Source organism: Paenochrobactrum gallinarii (genome assembly GCF_014205685.1).
GTDB lineage: Bacteria > Pseudomonadota > Alphaproteobacteria > Rhizobiales > Rhizobiaceae > Paenochrobactrum > Paenochrobactrum gallinarii.
In genome coordinates this window covers 45493-71113 of the sequence record NZ_JACIIU010000010.1, presented here as the reverse complement: position 1 = coordinate 71113, position 25621 = coordinate 45493, and the positions used below count along the sequence as shown (strand labels likewise).

General features: G+C 48.1%; 21 protein-coding genes, 2 tRNA genes and 1 pseudogene. 16 read left to right on the top strand and 8 right to left on the bottom strand.

The features are described 5' to 3' along the window. Positions 1-106: 106 nt before the first annotated feature. The 3 genes from tyrS to FHS77_RS10730 all read right to left on the bottom strand — a co-directional run bounded on the left by tyrS (position 107) and on the right by FHS77_RS10730 (position 2892). Positions 107-1360 carry a tyrosine--tRNA ligase gene (gene tyrS, locus FHS77_RS10740; protein ID WP_184223174.1) on the bottom strand — a complete coding sequence of 418 codons (1254 nt, stop codon included), beginning with the start codon at positions 1358-1360 and terminating at the stop codon, positions 107-109. 178 nt (positions 1361-1538) lie between these two features. After that, positions 1539-2084, bottom strand: coding sequence for an acyltransferase (locus FHS77_RS16405; protein WP_184223172.1), 546 nt, complete (start codon positions 2082-2084; stop codon positions 1539-1541). Between the two features lie 133 nt (positions 2085-2217). Continuing rightward, positions 2218-2892 carry an alpha/beta hydrolase gene (locus FHS77_RS10730; RefSeq protein WP_184223170.1) on the bottom strand — a complete coding sequence of 225 codons (675 nt, stop codon included), beginning with the start codon at positions 2890-2892 and terminating at the stop codon, positions 2218-2220. Between the two features lie 207 nt (positions 2893-3099). On the opposite strand from FHS77_RS10730, the gene FHS77_RS10725 reads away from it, so the two are divergent. The 11 genes and pseudogenes from FHS77_RS10725 (at position 3100) to FHS77_RS16125 (ending at position 15151) form a co-directional block, all read left to right on the top strand. Beyond that, positions 3100-4281, top strand: coding sequence for an aminotransferase class V-fold PLP-dependent enzyme (locus FHS77_RS10725; RefSeq protein ID WP_184223168.1), 1182 nt, complete (start codon positions 3100-3102; stop codon positions 4279-4281). 189 nt (positions 4282-4470) lie between these two features. Further along, positions 4471-5994 (top strand): Fe-S cluster assembly protein SufB, encoded by a 1524-nt coding sequence (sufB, locus tag FHS77_RS10720; protein ID WP_184223166.1) that lies wholly within the window; start codon positions 4471-4473, stop codon positions 5992-5994. 99 nt (positions 5995-6093) lie between these two features. Continuing rightward, the gene (gene sufC, locus FHS77_RS10715; protein ID WP_184223164.1) at positions 6094-6849 is read left to right on the top strand and encodes a Fe-S cluster assembly ATPase SufC; all 756 of its coding nucleotides are present in this window, start codon (positions 6094-6096) and stop codon (positions 6847-6849) included. Between the two features lie 14 nt (positions 6850-6863). Beyond that, positions 6864-8135, top strand: coding sequence for a Fe-S cluster assembly protein SufD (sufD, locus tag FHS77_RS10710; RefSeq protein WP_184223162.1), 1272 nt, complete (start codon positions 6864-6866; stop codon positions 8133-8135). 63 nt (positions 8136-8198) lie between these two features. After that, on the top strand, positions 8199-9443 hold the full coding sequence (locus FHS77_RS10705; RefSeq protein ID WP_184223160.1) for a cysteine desulfurase: 1245 nt from the start codon (positions 8199-8201) through the stop codon (positions 9441-9443). A gap of 5 nt (positions 9444-9448) precedes the next feature. Next, positions 9449-9841, top strand: a complete 393-nt coding sequence (locus FHS77_RS10700; protein WP_184223158.1) for an SUF system Fe-S cluster assembly protein — start codon at positions 9449-9451, stop codon at positions 9839-9841. Between the two features lie 253 nt (positions 9842-10094). After that, entirely contained in the window at positions 10095-10427 is a 333-nt protein-coding gene (gene clpS / locus FHS77_RS10695; protein WP_184223250.1) for an ATP-dependent Clp protease adapter ClpS, read from the top strand. A 6-nt stretch (positions 10428-10433) separates the two neighbouring features. Further along, the gene (gene clpA, locus FHS77_RS10690; RefSeq protein WP_184223156.1) at positions 10434-12893 is read left to right on the top strand and encodes an ATP-dependent Clp protease ATP-binding subunit ClpA; all 2460 of its coding nucleotides are present in this window, start codon (positions 10434-10436) and stop codon (positions 12891-12893) included. Between the two features lie 196 nt (positions 12894-13089). Beyond that, positions 13090-13175: transfer RNA gene (locus tag FHS77_RS10685), tRNA-Leu, on the top strand. Positions 13176-13691: 516 nt separating this feature from the next. Next, positions 13692-14830, top strand: a pseudogene (locus FHS77_RS10680) (IS3 family transposase). An 87-nt stretch (positions 14831-14917) separates the two neighbouring features. Beyond that, a complete protein-coding gene (locus FHS77_RS16125; RefSeq protein WP_210307107.1) occupies positions 14918-15151 on the top strand; it encodes a hypothetical protein in 234 nt (77 codons plus the stop codon). A gap of 402 nt (positions 15152-15553) precedes the next feature. Here the strand turns inward: FHS77_RS16125 and FHS77_RS10670 are convergent. After that, positions 15554-15629: transfer RNA gene (locus FHS77_RS10670), tRNA-Thr, on the bottom strand. A gap of 156 nt (positions 15630-15785) precedes the next feature. Between FHS77_RS10670 and FHS77_RS10665 the strand changes: the two genes are divergently transcribed. Both FHS77_RS10665 and FHS77_RS10660 read left to right on the top strand, forming a co-directional pair. After that, positions 15786-16562: an NAD kinase gene (locus FHS77_RS10665; RefSeq protein WP_184223154.1), complete on the top strand. Its 777-nt coding sequence runs from the start codon at positions 15786-15788 to the stop codon at positions 16560-16562. A gap of 338 nt (positions 16563-16900) precedes the next feature. After that, on the top strand, positions 16901-18463 hold the full coding sequence (locus FHS77_RS10660; protein WP_246431296.1) for a DEAD/DEAH box helicase: 1563 nt from the start codon (positions 16901-16903) through the stop codon (positions 18461-18463). A 68-nt stretch (positions 18464-18531) separates the two neighbouring features. On the opposite strand, the gene FHS77_RS10655 is transcribed toward FHS77_RS10660, so the two are convergent. Then, positions 18532-19740 (bottom strand): UbiH/UbiF family hydroxylase, encoded by a 1209-nt coding sequence (locus FHS77_RS10655; protein ID WP_184223152.1) that lies wholly within the window; start codon positions 19738-19740, stop codon positions 18532-18534. A gap of 169 nt (positions 19741-19909) precedes the next feature. Between FHS77_RS10655 and pcsA the strand changes: the two genes are divergently transcribed. Further along, positions 19910-20737 carry a phosphatidylcholine synthase gene (gene pcsA, locus FHS77_RS10650; RefSeq protein ID WP_184223150.1) on the top strand — a complete coding sequence of 276 codons (828 nt, stop codon included), beginning with the start codon at positions 19910-19912 and terminating at the stop codon, positions 20735-20737. Beyond that, positions 20734-21711 carry a quinone oxidoreductase family protein gene (locus tag FHS77_RS10645; RefSeq protein ID WP_184223148.1) on the top strand — a complete coding sequence of 326 codons (978 nt, stop codon included), beginning with the start codon at positions 20734-20736 and terminating at the stop codon, positions 21709-21711. The genes pcsA and FHS77_RS10645 overlap by 4 nt, the downstream gene beginning before the upstream one ends. 65 nt (positions 21712-21776) lie before the next feature. Here FHS77_RS10645 and FHS77_RS10640 read toward each other — a convergent pair whose 3' ends face one another. Beyond that, complete coding sequence (locus FHS77_RS10640; protein WP_343060997.1) at positions 21777-23273, bottom strand: undecaprenyl-phosphate glucose phosphotransferase; 1497 nt, start codon at positions 23271-23273, stop codon at positions 21777-21779. A 148-nt stretch (positions 23274-23421) separates the two neighbouring features. After that, positions 23422-24012 (bottom strand): polysaccharide biosynthesis/export family protein, encoded by a 591-nt coding sequence (locus tag FHS77_RS10635; protein ID WP_184223146.1) that lies wholly within the window; start codon positions 24010-24012, stop codon positions 23422-23424. A 282-nt stretch (positions 24013-24294) separates the two neighbouring features. Here FHS77_RS10635 and FHS77_RS10630 point away from each other — a divergent pair, with 282 nt between their 5' ends. Continuing rightward, positions 24295-25347, top strand: a complete 1053-nt coding sequence (locus FHS77_RS10630) for a tyrosine-protein kinase family protein (protein WP_184223144.1) — start codon at positions 24295-24297, stop codon at positions 25345-25347. Here FHS77_RS10630 and FHS77_RS10625 read toward each other — a convergent pair. Next, positions 25301-25522 carry a DUF2842 domain-containing protein gene (locus FHS77_RS10625; protein WP_184223142.1) on the bottom strand — a complete coding sequence of 74 codons (222 nt, stop codon included), beginning with the start codon at positions 25520-25522 and terminating at the stop codon, positions 25301-25303. The genes FHS77_RS10630 and FHS77_RS10625 overlap by 47 nt on opposite strands. Between the last annotated feature and the right edge of the window lie 99 nt (positions 25523-25621).

The following is a 25621-nucleotide window of genomic DNA, read 5'->3' as shown; positions in this document are numbered from 1 at the left end:
TAACCAGTTTTGTTGCAGCAGCAGTGATTGATTAAGTTTTATAATTTCTAACAAAAAAGGCGGCTCATAAAGAGCCGCCTTTTTTTGTTTCTCAATCCGTGAAGCTTTATGCCGGGCGGATCAGAATATGTTTTTTACGGCCAAGTGACAGTTTGATAACGCCCTGATCGTTCAGATGCTCGGCATTGACCAGCATACGCGGATCGCTGATGACAATATCATTAAGGCGCACAGCGCCGCCTTCAACGTGACGGCGGCCTTCACCATTGGTGTTGACGAGACCGGCCAATGTCATCAGAGCCAGCAGGCCGATGCCTTCATGCAATGTCGCACGATGCACGCCGACAGTTGGCAGATTGTCAGAAATCTCACCATCTTCAAAGGTTTTGCGTGCTGTTTCCGCTGCTTCTTCCGCTGCTTCACGGCCGTGCAGCATGGCGGTTACTTCAGTTGCAAAAATCTTCTTGGCTTCGTTGATTTCCGAGCCGCCGAGTTCTGCAAGCTTGGCAATTTCATCCAAAGGCAGCGTTGTGTAGAGCTTCAGGAAGCGCTCGACATCTGCATCTTCGGTATTGCGCCAATATTGCCAGAAATCATAAGCACTCAGCATATCCGCATTGAGCCAAACTGCACCGGAGAGCGATTTACCCATTTTGGCACCTGATGAGGTAGTCAAGAGCGGCGAGGTGAGTGCGTAAAGCTGTGGCGTATCCATCCGATGACCAAGGTCGATACCATTGATGATATTGCCCCATTGATCGGAACCGCCCATTTGCAGACGCATGCCGTAACGCTTGTTGAGCTCGACATAGTCATAAGCCTGCAAGATCATGTAGTTGAACTCGAGGAATGACAGTGACTGCTCGCGGTCAAGGCGCTGTTTGACAGAATCAAACGACAGCATGCGGTTGACGGAGAAATGGCGGCCGACATCGCGCAGGAATTCAAGATAGTTGAGACCGCGCAGCCAATCAGCATTATTGACCATCAGTGCATCGGTCGGGCCGTCACCAAAGGTCAGATAATTGGCGAATACTTTTTTGATGCCTGCAATGTTTTCAGCGATGGTTTCTTCGGTCATCAGCTTACGTGCTTCGTCTTTAAAAGACGGATCACCGATCATGCCTGTACCACCACCCATCAGCGCTACAGGGCGATGGCCGGTTTTCTGCATCCAATGCAGCATCATGATCTGAATAAGGCCGCCCGCATGCAGACTGGATGCGGTCGGGTCAAAGCCGATATAACCCGTGACGATTTCCTTGGTGAATAACTCATCAAGGCCGCTCTCGTCGGAGACCTGATGAATAAAACCGCGCTCGGAGAGCGTGCGAAGAAAATCGGACTTGAAGCCGGACATACCCTTTTCCTGACTATCTGTTACGAAGTATAACAATACTTACTCATTGTTTGTGCACTGCCCTTAACATAAAATTTTGAAAACAAAAAGAAAGCCGCTGCGGCTAAATATCAATTTGTCAGGCAGGCAGGCAAAGAATGCGCTAGAAAAGTTGATGGCTTGATGTAAATTCAAACCATCAAAGTTGATTTATGTCGATATGACGACGTGGTGTGCGATCGGCAATTTTTAACGCCCAATCATAGTGGCTATCGGTTTTGGGGAAGTCTTTGGTTGAAGAGCGTGACAGTGTTTTTTGATGAAAACTGTCAAATGTTTGCATGAATTTTGCCGGATTGCCTGCAACAACGACATTGTCACCAATGCTTTTAGTTACCACGCTTCCGGCACCAATCACGACATTATTGCCAATGGTGACGCCAGGCAGAATAATGGCACCTGCACCTATGAAAACATTATTGCCGATGGTGATCGGTGCAATGTGGTAGCGGCGACCGTTTTCGTCTTTGACCAAAGCTGTTGATTCATCATGCGTGACCATCAGCACATTATAAGAGATCACGACATTGTCGCCGATTTCGATGAGAAACGGTTCTGAACCCCATTTAAATGTATGAATATCGCAGTTTTTTCCGACTTTGACACCGCGTCTGCGCGCATAATCAGCGCCGCTCATTGTTGCAACGCGATAAATATCGGAAAGGGCTGCGAGAAAACGAAGCATGGCGGACAAGTCTCTCAGGGTCGTGATAGTTTTGACGGGCTTGACGGCTGTGTTTGCTAAAATAGCAGATTTTTAGTTTTAAAAAAATCCGGCAGGTGAGTGCCGGATTTTTTAAATTTTAAAGCGGCCGCGATTAACGCAGACGCTTCATGCGTGGTTCAACCAGTTCCCCAGCAAGGCGACGGTCGAGATATTCGGAACATTCTGCAATCAGTTCGTCACCATGGCCGGTGAAGAAGTGGTTGGCACCTTCCATGGTCTTCTGCGTGATGGTGATGCCTTTTTGGGTTTTAAGCTTATCAACCAGCACTTGCACATCTTTTGGCTGCGAGACCTTATCATTCTCACCATGAATGATGAGGCCTGATGACGGGCAAGGTGCCAAGAACGCAAAGTCATAAATATTCGGCTGTGGGGCGACCGAAATAAAGCCTTCGATTTCCGGGCGGCGCATCAGAAGCTGCATGCCGATCCATGAACCGAAAGAATAACCGGCTACCCAGCAGTTTTTGGAATCAGGGTGCAGTGATTGTACCCAGTCCAGCGCGCTGGCTGCATCGGACAGTTCACCCGGACCATGGTCAAACTCACCCTGACTTCTGCCGATTCCGCGGAAGTTGAAGCGCAAAGTGGTGAAATTGCGCTGCTGGAACATGTAAAACAGATCGTAAACGATCTTGTTGTTCATCGTTCCGCCAAATTGGGGATGCGGATGCAGAATGATAGCAATAGGCGCATTTTTTTCAGAAGAAGGCTGATAACGACCTTCGAGACGACCTGCAGGTCCGTTGAAAATGACTTCAGGCATATATACTCCGCTGTTAACCGCAATATCGGAGGATTTAGGTATAGTTTTCCTTGACGCAAGGGCGAATGACACCTAAAACCACTTTAGAACGTTTCAAAACTGAACCGTTTAATTGTTCTATATAGGCTTCATAGGCTTTTCTTGATTGAAATTTCAAGAAAATTGCGCTTTGAGCGCCTAAATGATGCAGAATTAGGAGAATAGCTCGTGGGCGGGAGCAAGAAAAGGCTCTACCTTGATTATAATGCCAGCGCTCCGCTCTTAAGCGAAGCGCGCGATATAATCATTACAGCACTCGATGTGACCGGAAATCCTTCTTCGGTTCATGGTGAGGGGCGCGCCACCAAGGCTATGATGGAAACGGCACGTCGTCAGGTGGCAGCACTCACTAATGTACGCGCCGATCATGTTTTCTTTACCTCCGGCGCCACCGAAGCGGCATCCATGCTTTTAAGTCCGACCTATATGATGGGTCGTGCACCAGTGCGTATGTCGAAGCTTTATGTCAGTGCGACTGAGCATCCTTGTATGTTGGCGGGCGGGCAGTTTGCGCCTGAAAATATCGTGACATTGCCAGTTCATAAAACTGGCCTGCTGGATCTGGAAGCTTTACGCGAAAACTTGTCAGCGCATGATAGTGCGCAAGGTCTGCCGCTTGTGGCTGTGCAATACGCCAATAATGAAACCGGTGTGATTCAGCCGATTGCAGAAGTAGCGGTCATCGTTAAAAATGCCGGCGGCATTCTGGTGGTGGATTGCGTACAGGCTGCGGGACGAATTCCGCTTGATATTACAAATAATTGCGGTGATTACTTCATCCTTTCCTCACACAAAATTGGTGGGGCAAAAGGGGTGGGGGCGATTGTTGCCGTTTCTGATTTGCTGATGCCGAAAGCTCTCATACGTGGAGGCGGTCAGGAAAAAGGCCATCGCGCAGGAACAGAAGCGCTGCAATTGATTGCCGGTTTTGGTGCGGCTGCGCATCAGGCGCATCAGCGTATTTTAAATGGTGGCTGGTCTTCCTCTTTGCGCGACGATATGGAGCGCCGCATTCTGGAAGTTGCACCTTCTACGCTGATATATGGTGCAGATGTTGAGCGTTTGCCAAACACGTCATTCTTTTCGCTGGCAAATATGAAAGCGGAAACAGTACAGATCGCCTTTGATTTAGGCGGCATTGCCGTATCGGCAGGCTCTGCCTGTTCGTCCGGCAAAGTTGGCCCCAGCCATGTGATTGTGGCCATGGGTTATGAACACGGAACGGGCGCTATCAGAGTATCACTATCACCTGATACAGACAGTGCCGACATCGACAAGTTCATGCAGGTTTTACACGAAATTGTTAGCAGACAGCAACGTGTGAATGAGAAAAGCAACATCAGCGCGTAAGCGCGCTTTTGTTGTCAGTAATAACCGGATTTGATCCGGTTTAATTCAGGTAAACCCGGGTATCTTTGGATATCAGGCGATACAGGTTACAAAAGCGCCAGTCGCGCACTATATAAAGACGGTAAGAAATAACTGTCTTTGACGTTTGCAACTGTCGGGCCTTGAACCTGACGAGGATGGAGAACGCCGATGCCTGCCGTGCAGGAAACGATCGATCAGGTCCGCAATCTTGATGTGGACCAGTATAAATACGGCTTTGAGACCATTATCCAGATGGATAAGGCGCCTAAAGGCCTGAACGAAGATATTATCCGTTTCATTTCCGCCAAAAAAGAAGAGCCGGAATGGATGCTTGAATGGCGTCTGAAGGCCTATGAACGCTGGCTGACTATGGAAGAGCCTGATTGGGCGCGTGTGGATTATCCGAAAATTGATTTTCAGGATATCCGTTATTACGCAGCGCCAAAAGATCAGACTGGTCCGAAGTCATTGGATGAAGTTGATCCGGAGCTTTTACGTACTTATGAAAAGCTTGGTATTCCTTTGCGTGAGCAGGAATTGCTGGCTGGTGTGCGCAAAATGGGCGAACCGAGCCCGATGGATGAAAATCCGTCAGACAACATCTACGCTTCCGGCCGTGTGGCTGTGGATGCGGTGTTTGATTCTGTTTCAGTGGTTACCACTTTTAAAGAAGAACTGGCCAAAGCCGGTGTGATCTTCTGCTCCATTTCAGAAGCAATCCGCGAACATCCGGAATTGGTGAAGAAATATCTGGCCAGCGTTGTGCCGGTTTCAGATAACTACTATGCCACATTGAACTCGGCTGTTTTCACCGACGGTTCGTTTGTTTACGTGCCGAAGGGCGTACGATGCCCGATGGAATTGTCGACCTATTTCCGTATCAACGAAAAAGATACCGGTCAGTTTGAACGCACATTGATCGTTGTGGAAGAAGGCGGCTATGTTTCCTATCTGGAAGGTTGTACCGCGCCGCAGCGTGACGAAAACCAGTTGCACGCAGCTGTTGTTGAGCTTGTTGCGCTTGATGACGCAGAGATTAAATATTCTACCGTTCAGAACTGGTATCCAGGCGATAAGGACGGCAAGGGCGGTATTTATAACTTCGTGACCAAGCGTGGTGATTGCCGCGGTAAGAACTCGAAAATTTCGTGGACACAGGTGGAAACCGGTTCAGCAGTAACCTGGAAATATCCGTCCTGCATTTTGCGCGGCGATAATTCCCGTGGTGAGTTCTATTCGATTGCTGTTTCCAATGGTTATCAGCAGATCGATAGCGGTACCAAGATGATCCATCTTGGCAAAAACACTTCCAGCCGCATCATTTCGAAGGGTATTTCTGCCGGTAATTCCAGCAATACCTATCGTGGTCAGGTTTCTGCCCATCGCAAGGCGGAAAATGCCCGTAACTTCACCCAGTGTGACAGTTTGCTGATCGGTAATGATTGCGGTGCGCATACTGTGCCTTACATTGAGGCGAAAAATTCCACTGCTCAGTTTGAACATGAAGCAACGACATCGAAAATTTCTGATGATCAGCTGTTTTATGTGATGCAGCGCGGTATTCCGGAAGAAGAGGCGATTGCTCTGATCGTCAACGGCTTCGTTAAAGAAGTCATTCAGGAATTGCCGATGGAATTTGCCGTTGAGGCACAGAAGTTGATTGGTATCTCGCTTGAAGGCAGTGTCGGTTAACGACGTAGCTTTTACCCGATACGGGGCTAATCTTTGCGTGGTTTACCACGCTGAAGTTTCAGCTGGCAGAGTACCAGCACGATTATAAGGTTTAATAGTATGATTGAGATCAAAAACCTGCACGCCAATATCGCTGGCACAGATACAGAAATTATCCGCGGTTTGAACCTTACCGTTAAAAACGGTGAAGTTGCAGCGATCATGGGGCCAAACGGTTCCGGTAAGTCGACCCTGTCTTACATTCTGGCCGGACGTCCTGATTATGAAGTCACATCAGGTGATATTCTCTTAAACGGTGAATCCATTCTCGAAATGGATCCGGCAGAACGTGCTGCCGCCGGTATTTTCCTTGCATTCCAGTATCCTATGGAAATCCCAGGTGTTGCGACTATGGAATTCCTGAAAGTTGCCATGAACTCACAGCGTAAAGCACGCGGTGAGCCTGAGCTGAAAATTCCGGAATTCATCAAGCTGGTTAAAGAAGCTGCTGCAACCCTCAGTATTGACATGGATATGCTCAAGCGTCCGCTCAATGTTGGTTTTTCGGGCGGTGAAAAGAAGCGCGCTGAAATTTTGCAGATGAAATTGTTGCAGCCGGGCCTTTGCGTTCTTGATGAAACGGATTCAGGTCTTGATATTGATGCGCTGAAGATCGTTTCCGACGGTGTGAATGCACTGCGTTCGCCTGATCGTGCTGTGATTGTTATCACCCACTATCAGCGTTTGCTTGACTATATCGTGCCGGATTCAGTTCACGTTCTCTACAAAGGCCAGATTATTAAATCAGGCGAAAAAGATCTGGCAAAATATCTGGAAGACAACGGTTACGCTGACACCATCGGCGAAGTTGCTTGAAGGGGGCGCAGGTTATGAATATTCAGACCGTCAGGCCGAAAACGCCTGCTGAAAGTGCCCTGATTGATATGTTTGGCGAGCGCCTTGGCGTGCTTGCCGGCACACCGGAAGTTCTGGCTGCGCGTGATAATGCGTTGGAAGAACTGAAGACCAATGGCTTGCCATCGCGCCGCATCGAAAGCTGGCATTATACGGACCTGCGTACTCTGTTTAAGAGTACTGCACCGTTTGTCAGCAGCTCGGATGCCAAAACGCGTCCCGTTCTGGTGGCCGGCTCAAGCCAGTTTGCTGTTATCAATGGCGTTGCGCAAGCTGCCAAACAGGTAAGCAATGTGACTGTTACCGCTGTGCGTGATCTGTTGCAGGATGGCTCGGTTGTTGAAACCATGCAGACCAAAGGCTTTGATGATGCAGTAGGCCAGATCAATGCGGCTTATGTGACTGATGGCTGGGCGCTGACACTGGCTGACGATACCGAGCTTGAAGCACCGCTTGAGTTGCAGAATGTGCAGCTTGGTGGTCAGAGCCATGTGCGTTTTCCGGCAAAATTCGGCAAAAACACCAAAGCCACAATCATTGAACGCCAGATCGGCGGCACCGCGGAAACGCTGTCTTCATCTGTCAGTCATGTAACTGTCGATGATGGTGCGGATATTATCTGGGTGATTGTTCGTGAATTTGACGAAGAATCCACACAGCTTTCGCAGTTCAATGCAACCATTGGCGCTAATGCTAAGCTGACCCTTTATGTGGTCAATGCGGGCGGCCATTTGGTGCGTCAGGAAATCCACGTTGACGTTCTCGGGGAAGATTCCGATTTTGAGATGCGCACACTGAACCTGCTCAGCGATAAGAGCCACACTGATGTGACTATGACAGCAGGGCATTTGGTGGAAAATACCCGTTCTGTGCAGATTGTACGTAACGTCGTAACCGGTGAAGCGCGCGGTGTGTTTCAGGGCATGATTAAAGTTGCCCAGATTGCGCAGAAAACTGATGCCCGTATGGCTTGCAACACTTTGTTGCTGTCCGATGGCGCTGAGTTTGATGCCAAGCCGGAGCTGGAAATCTTTGCTGATGACGTTGCTTGCGGCCATGGTGCGACCGTTACCGAAATCCACAATGACCATCTGTTCTATCTGATGGCACGCGGTATTCCGGAAGCAGCAGCACGCGGTTTGCTGGTGAAGGCATTTATCGCTGAAATCATCGAAGAGCTGGAAAATGAGCCATTGGTGGAAGCATTGGAAGCAATCCTTTCCGATTGGCTTGTGGCACATGCCTGATTAATCAAACCCGGGTGGGCTCTGTCTGCCCGGGTATGATTGCCGTAGGCAAAGGGAATAATCATGAACAAAATTATGACGCCTGCATCGGCTTATGATGTTGAAGCTATTCGTGCTGATTTTCCGATTTTGTCACGGCAAGTGCACGGAAAACCACTTGTTTATCTGGATAATGGTGCTTCCGCGCAAAAACCTAAAAGCGTGATTGATGCGGTGACAGAAGCCTATTCCAACGAATATGCCAATGTGCATCGCGGCCTTCATTTTCTGTCCAATGCGACAACCGACGCTTATGAAAAGGCACGTGAAACGGTGCGCCGTTTTCTTAATGCCAATTCAACCGACGAAATTATTTTTACTAAAAATGCCACTGAAGCGATCAATACGGTGGCTTATGGTTACGGGATGCCGCAAATCGGCGAGGGCGATGAAATCGTTCTTTCGATTATGGAGCATCATTCCAACATTGTGCCATGGCATTTTATTCGTGAGCGCCAAGGCGCAAAACTGGTATTTGCGCCTGTTGACGATAGCGGTGCTTTCCATATCGAGGAGTTTGAGAAAACTCTGACCGAAAAAACCAGGCTGGTGGCTATTACCCATATGTCCAATGCTTTGGGCACGGTAACGCCGATCAAGGACATTGTGCGTATTGCACATGAACGCGGCATTCCGGTTTTGGTGGATGGTAGCCAAAGCGCTGTTCACATGCATGTGGACATGCAGGATCTGGGTTGTGACTGGTATGTGTTTACCGGTCATAAGGTTTATGGTCCGTCTGGTATCGGTGTTCTTTACGGCCGTAAAGAAATGCTGGAAAAGATGCGTCCGTTTCAGGGCGGCGGCGAAATGATTGAAGATGTCACATTGGAAAATGTGACCTATAATCATCCGCCACATCGCTTTGAGGCTGGTACGCCGCCGATTGTTCAGGCCATTGGTTTGGGTGCAGCACTCGAATATATGGAAGGCATCGGGCGTCATGCTATCTGGAGCCATGAAGAAAAACTGCGTGATTATGCGCATGAGCGCTTAGAGCAGATTGATGGTTTGCGTATTATCGGGCAGGCGCCTGATAAGGGTGCGATTATTTCCTTCATGCTTGGCGATATTCATGCTCATGATGTGTCGATGGTGATTGATCGTGCGGGCGTTGCCGTGCGTGCGGGCACCCATTGTGCGCAGCCGCTCTTGAAGCGTTTCGGTGTTACCTCTACATGCCGTGCATCCTTTGCGATGTATAATACATTTGCTGAAATTGACGTGCTTGCTGAAGCGCTTGAAAAAGCCAAGAAATTTTTCGGATAAGAATGATGACACAAGAAACCGATAACAAGCCGCAGGATGAGGCGGAAAAAAGCTCTCCTTTCCACACATCGTCAGCCATTCCTGAAGATGTGCTGCTGCGTTTGACCGATGATATTATTGCGGCCGTCAAAACCGTTTATGATCCGGAAATTCCGGCTGATATTTATGAGCTCGGCCTGATCTACAAGATCGATATTGAAGATGATTATACGGTGAAAATCGAAATGACGCTGACCGCACCGGGCTGTCCGGTGGCTGGCGAAATGCCGGGCTGGGTGGAAAATGCGGTTGGCACGGTTGAGGGCGTTTCGCATGTCGAAGTGACCATGACCTTTGATCCGCCATGGACACCGGATCGTATGTCTGAAGAGGCACAAGTGGCGGTTGGCTGGTATTAAGCCGGTTTGAACAAACAAGATCAGTCGCTGTGAAAGTTTAAATCAGCATGTGCGTTGAAGGCGGGCATGCTGATTTTTGCATTTATCTGTGCATGAATGTGGCCTGACAAAATTGATGACGGTTTTATAATCTTGGCGGTTGTAACTTCTGTCAGAGGGCTTAAAATCTTTAAAACATTCTCTACATATGTATCATCAGATGCAGCTGGAGCTTTAAGTGGTTTTCGACAAAATGAACTCTATCAATATCGTAATGCAAAATCATGAAGAGGACGACCATGGCGGTACCGGTCATGGAACAGCTGTTATTACACGCACCAAAACAGTCATAAAAAAGCCAAACCTTTACCGCGTTCTTATTTTGAATGATGATTATACGCCGATGGAATTCGTTGTGCATGTGTTGCAGCGGTTTTTCCAGAAGTCGATTGATGATGCCACCCGCATCATGCTGCATGTTCATAATCATGGTGTGGGCGAGTGTGGCGTTTATACTTATGAGGTTGCCGAGACTAAAGTTAATCAGGTCATGGAATTCTCTCGCCAAAACCAGCATCCGCTGCATTGCGTGATGGAGAAAAAGTGAGGTCATATGCCATCGTTTTCTACCAGTCTTGAGAGGGCACTGCATCAGGCCCTGACCATTGCCAACGAACGGCACCACGAATATGCAACGCTGGAGCATTTACTGCTGGCGTTGATTGACGATCAGGACGCAGGCGCCGTTATGCGTGCATGCAGTGTTGACCTTGCACATTTAAAACGTGTTGTCACAGATTATATCGACCGCGAGTTGGATAATCTGGTTACCGGATATGATGAAGATTCAAAGCCGACAGCCGCTTTCCAGCGCGTCATTCAGCGCGCGGTTATTCATGTGCAGTCCTCCAATCGTGAGGAAGTGACCGGCGCGAATGTACTGGTGGCGATCTTTGCCGAACGTGAAAGCCATGCGGCTTATTTTCTGCAAGAGCAGCAAATGACCCGCTATGATGCGGTGAATTTCATTTCGCACGGCATCTCCAAAGCGCCGGAAAGCAGTGAAGTTCGCATTCCGCGTGGAGCAGAGGCAAGCTCGGAAGATAATTCAGCCAATCATAGCGAAGCAGATGAAGCGCAAAAGAAAAAGCCGGATGCGCTGACCGCTTATTGCGTCAACTTGAATGAGAAAGCAAAATCTGGCCGTATTGACCGCCTGATCGGCCGTCAAAGCGAGATTGACCGCACAATACAAGTGCTCTGCCGTCGCTCTAAAAATAATCCGCTTTATGTGGGTGATCCGGGCGTTGGTAAAACCGCGATTGCCGAAGGCTTGGCCAAGCGTATTGTTGATGGCGATGTGCCGGAAGTGCTGCTCGATGCGACGATCTTTTCGCTCGATATGGGCAGCCTGCTGGCCGGCACCCGCTATCGCGGTGATTTCGAAGAGCGTTTGAAACAGGTTGTTAAAGAGCTCGAAGACTATCCGGGCGCGATCCTGTTTATTGACGAAATACACACGGTTATCGGGGCAGGTGCCACATCAGGCGGTGCAATGGATGCCTCCAACCTGTTGAAGCCGGCTCTCTCTTCCGGTGCAATCCGTTGCATGGGCTCAACGACCTATAAAGAGTTCCGCCAGTTTTTTGAAAAAGACCGTGCGCTTGTGCGTCGTTTTCAGAAAATCGATGTGGTTGAGCCAACCATTCCTGATGCGATTGAAATCATGAATGGTCTGCGTCCTTATTTCGAAGATTTCCATAAAGTGAAATATACGGATGAGGCGATCAAATCTGCGGTCGAACTCTCCGCACGCTATATTTCGGATCGTAAATTGCCTGATAAAGCGATTGACGTGATCGATGAAACCGGTGCCAGCCAGATGCTGTTGCCGCAGGATAAGCGTAAGAAAACAATCGGTTTGAGCGAGATTGAGGCAACGATTGCGACCATGGCTCGCATTCCGCCAAAAACTGTCTCGAAAGACGATCAGGCCGTGCTTGCCAATTTGCAAGCAGAGCTAAAGCGCATTGTCTATGGGCAGGATCTGGCCATTGATGCTCTGTCGGCTGCGATCAAGCTGGCGCGTGCTGGTTTGCGTGAGCCGGATAAGCCAATCGGCTCTTATCTCTTCTCCGGCCCGACAGGGGTTGGTAAAACAGAGGTTGCACGCCAGTTGGCAGCCTCGTTGGGTGTCGAGCTGCTGCGCTTTGATATGTCCGAATATATGGAGCGCCACACGGTTTCACGTCTGATTGGTGCGCCTCCGGGCTATGTTGGTTTTGATCAGGGTGGTTTGCTTACCGATGGCGTTGATCAGCATCCGCATTGCGTTTTGCTGCTTGACGAAATTGAAAAAGCCCATCCTGATCTCTTCAATATTTTGTTGCAGGTGATGGATCACGGCACGCTGACGGATCATAATGGTAAGAAGATCGATTTCCGTAATGTGATTTTGATCATGACCACCAATGCCGGTGCGGCTGATATGGCAAAAGCTGCAATTGGCTTTGGCTCCGGCCGTCGTGAGGGTGATGATCTGGAGGCGATCAACCGTCTCTTTACGCCGGAATTCCGTAACCGTTTGGATGCGATTATTCCGTTTGGTCCGCTGCCTTCTGTTGTTATTCATCAGGTGGTGCAGAAATTTGTGCTGCAATTGGAAGCGCAACTGGCTGAGCGTGGCGTGACAATTGAACTGAGTGATGCGGCTGTCCGTTGGCTTGCCGATAAGGGCTATGATGAACGGATGGGCGCGCGTCCGTTAGGACGTGTCATTCAGGAATATGTCAAGAAGCCGCTGGCGGATGAAGTGCTGTTTGGCAAGCTTAAAAATGGCGGCACTGTCAAACTGGATGTGACGTCGGATGAGCAGGGCAACGAGGTGCTGAAGCTGGAAACAGTGGCAGACCGCGTGGCAAAGCCAGTTAAGGAAGTTGTCACACCGAAGAAGCCTGCTGCCAAAGCGAAAAAGCCGGTGGCGAAGCTGAAGGAAAAGGTTGCTGCGACATCGGACGATGAAAAGCCGGTGAAAAAATCAAAAAGTGCGGTTCCGAAGATTCCGCGTGGATGATTTTTATTTAAGCTTTTACTTATGAAATCAAACGGCCACATAGTTTTGTGGCCGTTTTGGTATGTTTTATGAAACTGGCTGGTCAACCGGTCAGAAACTGCAGCTATCTCTTTGATTAATTGTGGTATCTAAAGGAAAAACCGAAGAAAGCTCTTGAACTTGGAGCCGGACTTGTGACATATGAATCGCATCATCCGCGGACGTGGTGAAATCGGTATACACAGCAGATTTAAAATCTGCCGCTCATAGAGCTTGCGGGTTCAAGTCCCGCCGTCCGCACCATTCATTTATTTTTCTGAATAGTTTCAAATGGATGATTGATTTCAAAGGGTTGTCATTGGCTATAGCTACAAAGGCTGCTACAAATGACCCTTACTATGTCTAGTTTAAAACGTGCCAAGAATGGCGATTATTTCGTCCGTAAAGTTATACCCTCAGATGTTTGAGAGGAATCCATGCGTTTGCATGGTAAGAGCCATGAAGAGCGCTTTCGGGTTTCATCTTTAATTCCCCCAGTTCCGCTAAAGCTCAGTATGCCGAATGGTTAGCTAAGATTGAGTTCCGAATAGTTCAATTACGTGCTGTGCAATTAGGGGATGAAGCTGAATTTTCCAACAGGGAGCTACACGCGCTTGCTGGTCAGTGGTATGATTGGTTTGTAGGGCAGCAATCCCAACAAGAGTTATTAGCAACAGACTTTGCCTATGAACACTTTGAAGATGCTCTGTTGATGGGATGGACTTGTCACGTTTTTTTCCGCCTCCTTGAATAGACTATTGGTCATTAAGGAGCAGATATATGACAGCTTTACATACTGATGATTTCCGACGCGAAGCCGTTCGGATCTCGCTGACGAGTGGTCTTACTCGCCGCCAGGTAGCATCTGATTTGGGTGTCGGCCTTTCCACGCTATCGAAATGGATACAGCGCTCTAGCCCTGATGACAGGCCTCCAGCTCACGATATTGATTTGGCGAAAGAAAACAACCGCTTGCGTAAAGAGAACCACTTACTTTCGGAGGAGAGGGAAATTTTAAAAAGGCCACCGTGTTCTTCGCGAAGCAAAGCAAATAAGGTTTGCTTTCATTGAAGAGCACCGCACTCAGATTTCCAATCCACCGGCTGTGCCAGATTATGGACGTTACATCACGTGGTTATCGTGCCTGGCGCAGACGGCCATTAAGCAAACGGCAAAGACAGGACATGGTGCTTCGGGCGCATATTCGGGAGCAGCATCATTTTAGCCTTAAATCGTATGGCCGCCCTCGCATGACGCAAGAACTTAAGGATATTGGATTATCTGTCGGACACCGCCGTGTTGGACGTTTGATGCGCCAAAACAACATTTATGCTATCAGAATCCGCAAATATAAGGTCACAACTGACAGCAACCATACTTTCAATATAGCGCCGAACTTGCTGGATCAGGATTTCTCAGCTGACAAGCCAAATCAGAAATGGGCAGGTGACATCAGCTATTTATGGACACGGGAAGGTTGGCAATATCTGGCTGTCATAATTGATCTTCACTCACGGCGCATTGTGGGTTGGGTCGTCAGCGATAGTTTGAAACAAGATCTTGCAATGCAGGCATTGAACAGAGCCATTGCTCTGCGCAATCCGGAGCTCGGCTGCATTCACCATAAAGATCTGGGCAGTCAATACTGTGCTTATGACTATCAAAAGCAGCTGAGACAGCTCAAATTTCAAGTCTTAATGAGCGGCAAGGGAAACTGCTGGGATAATGCTGTATCTGAAACATTTATCAAAACACTGAGTGCGGAGCAAATTTGGCGGTATTCGTGGCAAACACGAAAACAGCTGACCGATGCGCTTTTCAAATACATCAAAGGATTTTACAACATACGCAGAAGGCATTCGACACTCGGAGGAATATCGCCCGCTCAATTCGAGAAAATATCCGCCGAAAAGAGATAATGAGGCGGAAATAAAGCGGGACAAGTCCAACTTACGCCGCGCGCGGTGTCAGGCGGCGACAGTCATGATGCATCGAGGACGTTCGACATGGCTGAGAACATGGCTGCACAGGTCATCCGCAGCTGCGGCACGAAGCGCGCGATGGTTGCTTTGGCGCGTCGTGCCAGTGTTATCCTTCATCGAAGGTGGGTCGATGATACCGACTTTCTGTCAGATGATACAGGGGTCAGGACTGTGCCGATGAAAGTCGAGCGCACCCATGAGATATGCACATCGGGATTACATTTGAACCAGCATCACGTTGGCAGCCAATTGCGCTGACCACGGACCGAAGCATGTACCCGGGTTGACATCACGCGAAGACAGCAACGCAAACAGGAACGTAAAAATACAGATAGGATCAACACCATAGCTATGGCGTGTATTCGCACGTCAAAAAATGCTTGACATGGAAGCCCCCGTTACCGAAATCATGAGCCTGAATGCAGCTCACTTACTTAGCATTTAAGTTTTTTGAGAGAGCTGTATTTTTAATGCTGAGTTGGAAGGTAATTCTTCCGGATCAATCGACTTGATTCGTAATGAATTAGAATGTGCTGCAACTGTAAGCACGTTTGGAGTGCTTGCGTTTTGCATGAAGATTTATCAGGGAGGTTGATGATCATATATATGATCGCTTGATTAAGCACCAAGCTTCTAACAATTTAAACATGTTAGGAAAAGTGGTGCCCCCAGAGAGACTCGAACTCCCGACCCCCTGATTACAAATCAGGTGCTCTACCAACTGAGCTATAAGGGCAACCTTGATGCTGAAATAGCATATTAATTCAAAGAGTAAAGGGGAAAATCTAAAAAAACGTCGACTGGCTAAGTTTTTTTAGCTGTGCTACCCCTTTTTATGGATAAACTGCATTATTCATCCACAATTTGGCACTGATGGAGCCTGAAAAAACATATGTCGCGTGAATTTAACAGCTATCATTTCCTTTCTTCCGGCACAAAAGAATCGCTTGAAGCCGAATCTTTGTGCGTTGCCCGCTATGGACAGACCAAAATTGAGGATGCTGATGTGATTGTTGCCCTTGGTGGCGACGGTTTGATGTTGCAAACGCTTCGCGACTTTATGAATACCGGCAAACCGGTCTATGGAATGAATCGCGGTTCGGTTGGTTTTCTAATGAACGAATTTCATGTCGAGGGACTGCCGGAGCGGCTGGCAGATGCCCAATTGGAAACAATCCGACCTTTGCGTATGCGTGCCAAGGCAGCGAGCGGCGGTGAAATCGTAGCGATGGCTATTAATGAAGTGTCTTTGTTCCGCCAGTCCTATCAGGCGGCCAAGGTACAAATCTCCATTGATGATAAAGTGCGGCTGGAAGAACTTGTTTGTGACGGCGTGATGTTGGCAACCCCTGCCGGTTCAACCGCTTATAATTTGTCGGCGCAAGGGCCGATCCTGCCTCTGGAAGCACCGCTTCTGGCATTAACGGCTGTCAGCCCTTATCGGCCGCGTCGCTGGGGCGGGGCGCTTTTGCCTAAAAACGTAAATGTTCGCTTTGATATATTGGAAGCCGATAAGCGCCCAGTGAATGCGGTTGCGGATAATAAGGAAGTGAAATCCGTCCTGAGTGTTACCATTCGTGAAGCACGTAACAGTAAAATCAATATTCTGTTTGATAAAAACCACTCATGGGATGAGCGTATTTTAACCGAGCAGTTCAGGCACAATTAACACATACTCTTATAAAGCCTCTTATCTAGAGTGTGTTATGCGCCTATATGATGTAAATAACAGTGCCTTTATATGCGCTAAGATTGGTGATGAAGTCTTCTTTTGCTCTGATTTGATTGCGGAGCTCTCTAATTGAAGCATTTTTATCGCTTTGAACCGTCAAAACTTAACAAAAATGCCATTTTTGTTGACTTTTGAAGCTCATCCTTTTATCGCAAAGCTAAAGATAAATGTCTGATCATTTATAAGTATATTCTTTCTGTCATGCTTGGCATTTTATAATGCTGCATCAGAATGATATGATCACTAAAACCCAAGCTAAGAGAGCTAAGCCTCCATTGACAACATTCGCCGAACTCGGACTTTCCCCGAAAGTGCTTTCAGCTGTAGAAACGGCAGGCTATACAGCCCCAACCCCTATTCAGGCCGGCACAATTCCTCCAGCACTTGAGCGCAAGGATGTTTTGGGAATTGCCCAAACAGGAACAGGTAAAACCGCTTCTTTCGTTTTACCAATGCTGACCTTGCTGGAAAAAGGTCGTGCCCGTGCCCGTATGCCGCGCACGCTCATCCTTGAGCCAACCCGTGAACTGGCTGCACAGGTGGAAGAAAACTTCACCAAATATGGTATTAATCACCGCCTCAATGTGGCTTTGCTCATTGGTGGTGTTTCATTTGAAGAGCAGGAGCGTAAGCTTGAGCGGGGCGCGGATGTCCTGATCGCAACGCCCGGCCGTATGCTTGACCATTTTGAACGCGGTAAACTGCTGCTCACCGGCGTGGAAATCCTCGTCGTTGATGAGGCTGACCGTATGCTGGATATGGGTTTCATCCCTGACATTGAGCGTATTTGCAAACTCATTCCGTTTACCCGTCAGACCTTGTTTTTCTCGGCCACTATGCCGCCGGAAATTACCAAACTGACCGAGCAGTTTTTGCATTCACCAGTACGCATTGAAACGGCCAAGGCCTCTTCAACTGCTAAAACGGTGACACAGCGTCTGATCAAGTCCGGTAAGAAACCTTGGGATAAGCGCGCGGCTCTGCGCGATATTATCAATGCGGAAGAAGCTGAACTGAAAAATGCGATCATCTTCTGCAATCGCAAAAAAGATGTGTCGGAACTGTTCCGCTCGCTTGTAAAACACGGTTTTGAAGCCGGTGCATTGCATGGCGACATGGACCAGCGCTCGCGCATGACTATGCTGAGCAATTTCAAAGAAGGCCGTTTGAAGCTTTTGGTAGCCTCTGATGTGGCTGCGCGTGGTCTTGATATTCCTGATGTCAGCCATGTGTTCAATTTTGATGTGCCTATTCATGCGGAAGATTATGTACACCGTATTGGCCGTACTGGTCGTGCAGGGCGCTCTGGTAAAGCTTTCACAGTCGTGACACAGGCTGATACCAAGCCATTGGCTGCGATCGAAGCTATGATCAATGAAAAGATTGAATGGCTTGACGGTGATCTTTCGACATTGCCTGCCGTTGAAGAAACTGAAGACAACAGCAATAATCGTCGTGGCCGTAATCAACGTGGCAAGCCGCAAAAAGCACAACATTCAGATAAAGCGGATAAAGATGTGCGCGTAGCTGAAAAAGAGCCGCGTGTAAGCGAAGAAATGCCGCAGGATCTGAGCAAAGCCGCACAGCCTATTATTGATGATGTGCCGATTTTTGTTGGCCAGCACAAAAATGTTGCACCTGCTGATGCAGGCAGCCGTCGCGAGCAAATCCGCGCTGCGAATGAAGAACGCCGTTTGCGCGGTCAGAATGATCAGCAGAACCGCCGCAACAATCATCGCCGTGATCATGATGACGGCCCTTCACCGATTGGTTTCGGTAATGATATTCCGGCTTTCATGCTGATTGAAATTAATATCGGCAATAGTCAGTCCAGCTGATCATTGCAGGAATAAAAACAATAAAGCCGGTCGATTGACCGGCTTTATTTTTGTTCAGTTTTTAAAGCTCAAGCTTTGCGCTTTGAAAATGCAGGCAGCATTTTGTTGAAACCGCTGCCCGGGCGCAAACCTTCACGCATAAAGAATGAACGTAACGGCATGAAATTACGTAACATTTCAAGGCCTAGATTGCGTGCGATCTGCGCTGGCAGCATCGGTGATAGTAATGAACGATTCAGCGCATCGACCGAGCCGGTTCGTGCCAGAATATCAGGGCGGCGCAGGCGGTCATATTGACGAATAACACGATCACTACCCGGATCGCTGATATCGGCTTTTAACGCAGTCAGAATAGTTTCAATATCGCGGGTGCCCAGATTAAGCCCTTGCGCACCGATCGGCGGAAACACATGGGCTGCTTCACCGATCAGGATTGTGCGTTTGGCTGCAAAAACATGCGGCACCAGCCCTGAAAGAGGCCAGCCTTGCGGCACAGTTTCAACACTCACAGCGCCCAGCATATGCTGCATACGGTTTTCAACTTCACGGCTAAGTTGTTCTGCACTCATAGTTAAAAGCGCGGAAGCCTGTGCCGGATCCACCACCCAGACTAAACTTGAACGGTTGCCCTGTAAGGGAACTTGCGTAAATGGGCCGGTTTCAGTGTGAAACTCAGTGGAAATATTTTCATGTGGGCGCTCATGGCTAAAGCATAAAACAACAGCCGTTTGCGGATATGCCCAACGATGTGTGCGGATACCGGCTGCATCTCTGGCACCTGAATTGCGCCCGTCAGCAGCAATCAAAAGCCGTGTATTGAAAAGCTGACCATCCGATAAAGTCAGTTCGACATTATCAGTATTGGAGATAAAACTCCCGGCATGCGCATGGATGCGCTCAATACGTTGATCGGCAATGACAGCTTCACTAAGCTTTTCGTTCAAATGCGCGTTGGGAATATTGAAACCGAATGTTTCTTCACCAAGTTCAGATGCTCTGAATGTCACGGTCGGGCTGCGGATGAGGCGCTTGGTGCCATCAATAATCCGCATGGAAGATAAGGCAGCGGCTTTCGGCCGGATAGCGTCCCATACATTGATACTTTCCAGAAACTGAATGGCCGGATTCATCAAAGCAGTGGTGCGGCGGTCATCTTTGTCCGATTTAGGGCCGATCAGCGTGACATGATAGCCGCGCCCCGTTAACGCCAGCGCTGCCATCATACCGGCAGGTCCGCCACCATTGATTATAATATCTCTAGTCTGGCCATGTTTCATTGAACTTATCCTCAACACACGAGACGTCTTGTTGATTCCTCAACATAATATAAGTCTTGCTGGCTTTTATAGCATTTTACAGTGTAAAGGCTAATCGCAGAAAACGTGCATTTAATGGCCGGTTTTATTTTGTGGTTTGCATGCTATTGCTAAAGGCTGGTAGAAACCCATGTTAAATCGTGCTGATAATGCAGCCCATACGAAAAGATCGAGACAGAAACGGTTAAGAAGCGTGAAAAGCAAAATCGCAGACAAGATTAAAGCCAAAAAAGTGACGGCACCTCAGGCCAAGGCTTTTTCGGTTCACTTACTCACAGCATCCGGCTCGTTTCTGGCATTTTTGTCCATTGTTGCTGCCAGTGATGGCCGCTGGACAGCGATGTTCTGGTGGTTGGGGCTCGCACTCTTTGTTGACGGTATTGACGGGCCGATTGCCCGCAAGCTGGAAGTCAAATATGTGTTGCCAAACTGGTCAGGCGAGTTGCTCGATAATATTATCGATTATGTGACCTATGTTTTGATTCCCGCCTTCGCGCTTTATCAAAGCGGTTTCATGGGGCAAAATCTGTCTTTCATCTCGGGCGCGATTATTGTGGTCTCCAGTGCCATTTATTATGCCGATACAGGAATGAAAACACGTGAAAACTTCTTCAAAGGTTTTCCGGTTGTCTGGAACATGGTTGTTTTCACCTTATTTATCGTGCGTCCGGGCGAATGGGTCGCCTTCAGCATTGTTGTGTTCTCGGCCATTCTCTCATTCATGCCGATTTACTTCCTGCATCCGGTGCGGGTCGTACGTCTGCGTATGCTCAACTTAAGCATTTTCCTGTTATGGTGTGTGCTTGGTGTTACAGCGCTTTATTACTCGCTTGATGCGCCGTTATGGCTGCGCGTGGCAATCTCGGTTGCCGGTATCTACATGTATTGTATCGGTGCGGTTATGCAGTTTTTTCCAAAGCTTGGTAGTTCAGGTGAAAATGTGAAGGGTAGCATATGACGATCAACGCAATCAGAGTATCGCAAACGGGCGGCGCAGAAGAACTTAAATACCAGTCAGTTGAAATTGGTGAGCCTGAAGCTGGTGAGGCTAAGGTTCGTCATGTGGCAGTTGGTGTTAACTTCATTGATGTTTATTTCCGCACCGGCCTTTATAAGGCTGAAAAACTGCCTTTTACCCCTGGTAATGAAGGTGCCGGTATTGTGGTTGCGGTTGGCGAGGGTGTCACCAATGTGAAAATTGGTGACCGCGTGGCCTATGTCGGCTCTCCGGGCTCTTATGCAGATGAGCGCATTGTGCCGGCTGATCGTTTGGTGATCGTGCCTGATGAAGTTGATCTGAAGCAAGCGGCCGGTATGATGCTGAAAGGCATGACCGCTCAATATTTGCTGCGCCAGACTTTTAAGGTTCAGGCTGGCACAACCATACTGTTTCATGCCGCTGCTGGCGGTGTCGGCTTGATTGCAGGCCAGTGGGCAAAATATCTGGGCGCAACCGTGATCGGCACTGCCGGTTCGGAGGAAAAAGCCAATCTGGCGCGTGCACATGGTTTTGACCATGTCATCAATTACAACACCGAAAACTTTGTTGATCGCGTTAAAGAGATCACCAATGGCGCAGGCGTCGATGTCGTTTATGATTCCGTTGGCAAAGACACCTATATGGGCTCGCTTGATGTGCTTAAATTCCGCGGTATGCTGGTCAGTTTCGGCCAGTCATCCGGCTCTGTTCCGCCATTTGATTTAGGATTACTATCGCAAAAAGGTTCACTTTTTGTGACCCGCCCAACTTTGTTCCATTATATTGCCAAGCGTGAAGAACTGGAACAAACAGCACAGGATCTCTTTGATGTTGTTGCCAAAGGTGTGGTGAAAATTAACATCAACCAGACCTATGCGCTTAAAGATGCACGTCAGGCGCATGAGGATCTGGAAGGGCGTAAAACCACGGGTGGTACAATCCTGATCCCTTAAGATTTAAGCTTGTAGTGATTTAAAAAAAAGCGGATTTGATTTCTCAAAGCCGCTTTTTTATTACGTTAATAGGCGTTTTCAGTGTTGAGTAACCGGATTGGCGTGAGGAATAAAATTTTCAAGTCAAACCATAGTGACCAGTTTTCGATATAATAAAGATCGAACTCGGTGCGCATACGGATTTTTTCCGCATTATCAATCTCACCACGCCAGCCATTAATCTGTGCCCAGCCGGTGACGCCGGGTTTCACACGGTGACGGGCAAAATAGCCATCCACCACTTCATTATAAAGCAGGTTGTGAGAGACCGCTGAAACCGCATGAGGGCGAGGGCCGACAAGCGAGAGAGAGCCCATCAGCGCATTGAAAAACTGCGGCAGCTCATCAATAGACGCTTTACGGATAAAACGCCCGACACGGGTGACACGCGGGTCATTACGACTGACAGTGACTTTCGCAGTGAAATCGCTCTGCTCGTGATACATGGAGCGGAATTTCAGCACTTCAATCACTTCATTATTAAAGCCATGGCGTTTTTGTTTGAAAAATACCGGCCCACGGCTGTCGAGCTTAATTGCAATCGCGGTGAGCAACATAATGGGGGAAAAAACAATAATACCGATAAGGCTGAAGATGATGTCAAAGATACGTTTTGCAACCGAATCCCAGTCGGTAATTGGCTTGTCGAACACATCCAGCATGGGCAGATTGCCGATATAGGAATAAGCGCGCGGACGAAAACGCAAGTGGCTATTATGCGCTGAAAGGCGAATATCGACCGGCAACACCCATAGTTTTTTCAAAAGCGACAGAACACGTTCTTCCGCAGAGATCGGAATGGAGACAATCAGCATATCAATATGCGCGATGCGGGCAAATTCCACCAGCTCGGAAATGTTGCCAAGTTTTGGATAGCCCGCAACAATGGGTGGCGAGCGACGATTGTCACGATCATCAAAAATTCCGCAAATGCGAATATCATTTTCCGGTTGCGCTTCAAGCGAGCGAATAAGTGTTTCCGCATTGGCTCCGCCGCCAACAATCACGGCTCGACGTTCCATAGTGCCATCACGAACCCATGAGCGGATTTTGTAGGCCGTCAGAGTGCGCATGATAATGAGCAGGCAGAAGCCGGACACAAACCATAGTAAAAACCAGAAACGCGAAAAATCAGCCGACACTTTTAGTAAGAAAGCAGCTGCTGTCAGCACCGTGAAAGCGGAAACCCATGCAATGAGAATCCGGCTGATCTGTTTCAGCGGGGATCGCAAAGCTGAGAGCTGAAAACCATCATTGATTTCCATGAAGATCAGATAGAGCGCCGCCCCAAATAGGCTCACAAACGGATAATAAAGCCAAACTTTTGAGTTGAATCCGACATAAAAAAGAAAACAGCCGATCCCCGCTAAAGTAACTGCGGTAAACTCAGCAATACGAACAAGGCCACAAAACATCACCGGAGAATAGGTGTTGTTTTTATATTGCTCAGCAACCTGTGCAGCCATTGGATTAAGCGCAACAGGCTCGGAGTTTGTGTTCTGGCTTTTTGTATCGTCGCCCACTGAGAAAGCCTCACGTCAGAAAAGATGGATCAATGCCAATGCTTTACCATGTTGTGCGGCAAAAATCCTTGTAAAAAACTGAGGATTTTTTATTAAAATTAAGAGGATAGAGAAAATTCAAGCCTGAACTGGTAAGTGTGGGTTTCTATCAGAACAATCTTTCGCGCACATAAATTGTGTCGCCCGGTATAATCGGCGAAGAAATAACAACACGTCCTGTAATAATCTGCTGCTTGATCTGACGGGTAATGTCGATGTCATTTTGATTGGCACGTGGTGTAAAGCCACCAGCTGCTGCAATTGCTTTTTGTGCAGTCATGCCAGGCACATAAGCATATTGACCGGCAGCCCCCACTTCACCCATGATGAAAACAGGGCGGTAACGGTCAATTTCAACGCTGACATTAGGTTGGCGCAGATAGCCGTTGCGCAGATGATTGGCGATTTCCGTTTCCAGCTGTTTAACCGTTTTACCACGGGCCGGAATATTGCCGACAAGCGGGAACGAGAGAAAGCCTGCCGGATCAATGCTATATGTGTTGGTAAGGTCTGTCTGTTCGAAAACAGTAACCCGTACACGATCACCCGCATCCAATGTGTAAGGCTGATTTAAAACCTTGAAGAAACTATCAGGGGCAGGGCGATAGCCGGAGCAGCCGCTCAGTGAAAGGCAAACAGCACTCATGGCAAGAAATGCCCATTTTGCTTTGCCTGCATTTGATTTTAACTGACCAAACATCACTGACCCTTAGGGTGTATCAAGCCGTCTATTAATTAACTCAGCTTGTTACACCGATTCCCGATTGCTTATAATGAATTTACCTGATCTTTATCGAATGATTAAGGTTAATACAGCGTAAAGAATGTGCGAGCCGCTTGCAATTTATCTGGTAAATCAATCCATTCACAAAAAATGCCACAAATGTTGCAGAGCAGGTGATCAATATTAATGCTTAAGTGATGAAGTTAAGTTACGGTCAAACTTGCAATGGCAGGGGCGTAATGTTGGTGGAGTTCATGGATGTCCGGTAAGGACACGAAAAGAAGCTTTTCATTTAAAGAAGCTGATGTAGACAGCACTGTTCTTTTTAAAAGCATCTGGCGCAATTCATATCTTATTATTGGTGGCGCAGTCTTGATGGGGCTGATAGCCTGGGTTGTCTGCTATTGGATTTATCCTGATGCTTTGATCATCGCGAGCCGTAAAAGCGGGATATCTCATGCTATTTTATCATTTAAGATTATCAGTGCCTGTTGTGTCAGCGGCGTTTTATTAATTTCCAGCATGGTGATTTTGTCTGAGCTGATGAGCGGGCGCGCACTGATTGCACCTTTTGTTGAGCAGAAAAATGTGGTTGAAGATGAGCCGCATGAGATAATGCCAGATACACCTGTTGTGGCAAAGCATGATGAAGATAGTTTAATGCGTGAAGAACAATCAGACCCCGAGCCAGTCCAGACAATGTCTGATCTACAGCCAGCCTTGGAAAAAAATGAAAATCACTATGTGGTCAATGTTTTTGCACGCGCATTACATCATTTGGAAATAAGCCGGATATTGGCGATCTCTCCTGAGGGCGATAATGGCGCGGTTGTGACGCTTGAGCTGGTGCGTGAACTTGCCGATCGTGGTTCCCGCGTTATTCTCGTTGATATGACCGGCACGGGTGCTGTCAGCGCCACCATGCTGGATGGTCATTATGAGGCAGGGGTAACCGATCTTTTAGTTGGGCGTGTGCGCTTTGCCGATGCAATCCATGCAGATCATTATTCTGATGCCCATGTGATGCCGCTTGGCTCGACCGATCCGTCGCAGGCCATGAAGAATGAAAAAGATTTAAGCCTGATTATTGGGGCGCTGGAAACGGTTTATGATCTTGTCGTGCTGGAATGCGGACCGACATGGGCAGCAGATATTGCAGCTCTGGTTACCCATAAAACGCAAATCGCGCTCACGGTTTATGATTGTGAACGCGAAGAAATTGCCAAACATGCCCATGATTTAAGCCAGAGTGGCTATGGAACATTTATCCATCTGCGCGTGAGCGAGGCGGCTGCGCCATCCACCAGATGATGCCCATTGCCGGAACAATCCAGAGCAGTCCGGTGACTGCGAAATAAAGCAAGTGAACCCATACGCTGGCATCACCTAAATGAGCCACAGCGATGATCGTTGCCAGCAGTGCATAAATAATGACGAGCGAAACCAGCAAAAAAGTTCCGATCAGTTTTTTCAAACGCACTGGCAATGTTTCTCTCCCAAAATCAATATTGCACTATTATAGCGTGATCAGCTTATAATGATAGTAATATCAAGAGTACAGCGGCAGCTTGGATCAAGTGACGTG

Coding starts and splice junctions, on each gene's coding strand:
- tyrS (WP_184223174.1), bottom strand. CDS start 1,360: ATGTCCGGCTTCAAGTCCGATTTTCTTCGCACGCTCTCCGAGCGCGGT.
- FHS77_RS16405 (WP_184223172.1), bottom strand. CDS start 2,084: ATGCTTCGTTTTCTCGCAGCCCTTTCCGATATTTATCGCGTTGCAACA.
- FHS77_RS10730 (WP_184223170.1), bottom strand. CDS start 2,892: ATGCCTGAAGTCATTTTCAACGGACCTGCAGGTCGTCTCGAAGGTCGT.
- sufB (WP_184223166.1), top strand. CDS start 4,471: ATGCCTGCCGTGCAGGAAACGATCGATCAGGTCCGCAATCTTGATGTG.
- sufC (WP_184223164.1), top strand. CDS start 6,094: ATGATTGAGATCAAAAACCTGCACGCCAATATCGCTGGCACAGATACA.
- sufD (WP_184223162.1), top strand. CDS start 6,864: ATGAATATTCAGACCGTCAGGCCGAAAACGCCTGCTGAAAGTGCCCTG.
- FHS77_RS10705 (WP_184223160.1), top strand. CDS start 8,199: ATGAACAAAATTATGACGCCTGCATCGGCTTATGATGTTGAAGCTATT.
- FHS77_RS10700 (WP_184223158.1), top strand. CDS start 9,449: ATGACACAAGAAACCGATAACAAGCCGCAGGATGAGGCGGAAAAAAGC.
- clpS (WP_184223250.1), top strand. CDS start 10,095: ATGCAAAATCATGAAGAGGACGACCATGGCGGTACCGGTCATGGAACA.
- clpA (WP_184223156.1), top strand. CDS start 10,434: ATGCCATCGTTTTCTACCAGTCTTGAGAGGGCACTGCATCAGGCCCTG.
- FHS77_RS16125 (WP_210307107.1), top strand. CDS start 14,918: ATGGCTGAGAACATGGCTGCACAGGTCATCCGCAGCTGCGGCACGAAG.
- FHS77_RS10665 (WP_184223154.1), top strand. CDS start 15,786: ATGTCGCGTGAATTTAACAGCTATCATTTCCTTTCTTCCGGCACAAAA.
- FHS77_RS10655 (WP_184223152.1), bottom strand. CDS start 19,740: ATGAAACATGGCCAGACTAGAGATATTATAATCAATGGTGGCGGACCT.
- pcsA (WP_184223150.1), top strand. CDS start 19,910: ATGTTAAATCGTGCTGATAATGCAGCCCATACGAAAAGATCGAGACAG.
- FHS77_RS10645 (WP_184223148.1), top strand. CDS start 20,734: ATGACGATCAACGCAATCAGAGTATCGCAAACGGGCGGCGCAGAAGAA.
- FHS77_RS10635 (WP_184223146.1), bottom strand. CDS start 24,012: ATGTTTGGTCAGTTAAAATCAAATGCAGGCAAAGCAAAATGGGCATTT.
- FHS77_RS10630 (WP_184223144.1), top strand. CDS start 24,295: ATGTCCGGTAAGGACACGAAAAGAAGCTTTTCATTTAAAGAAGCTGAT.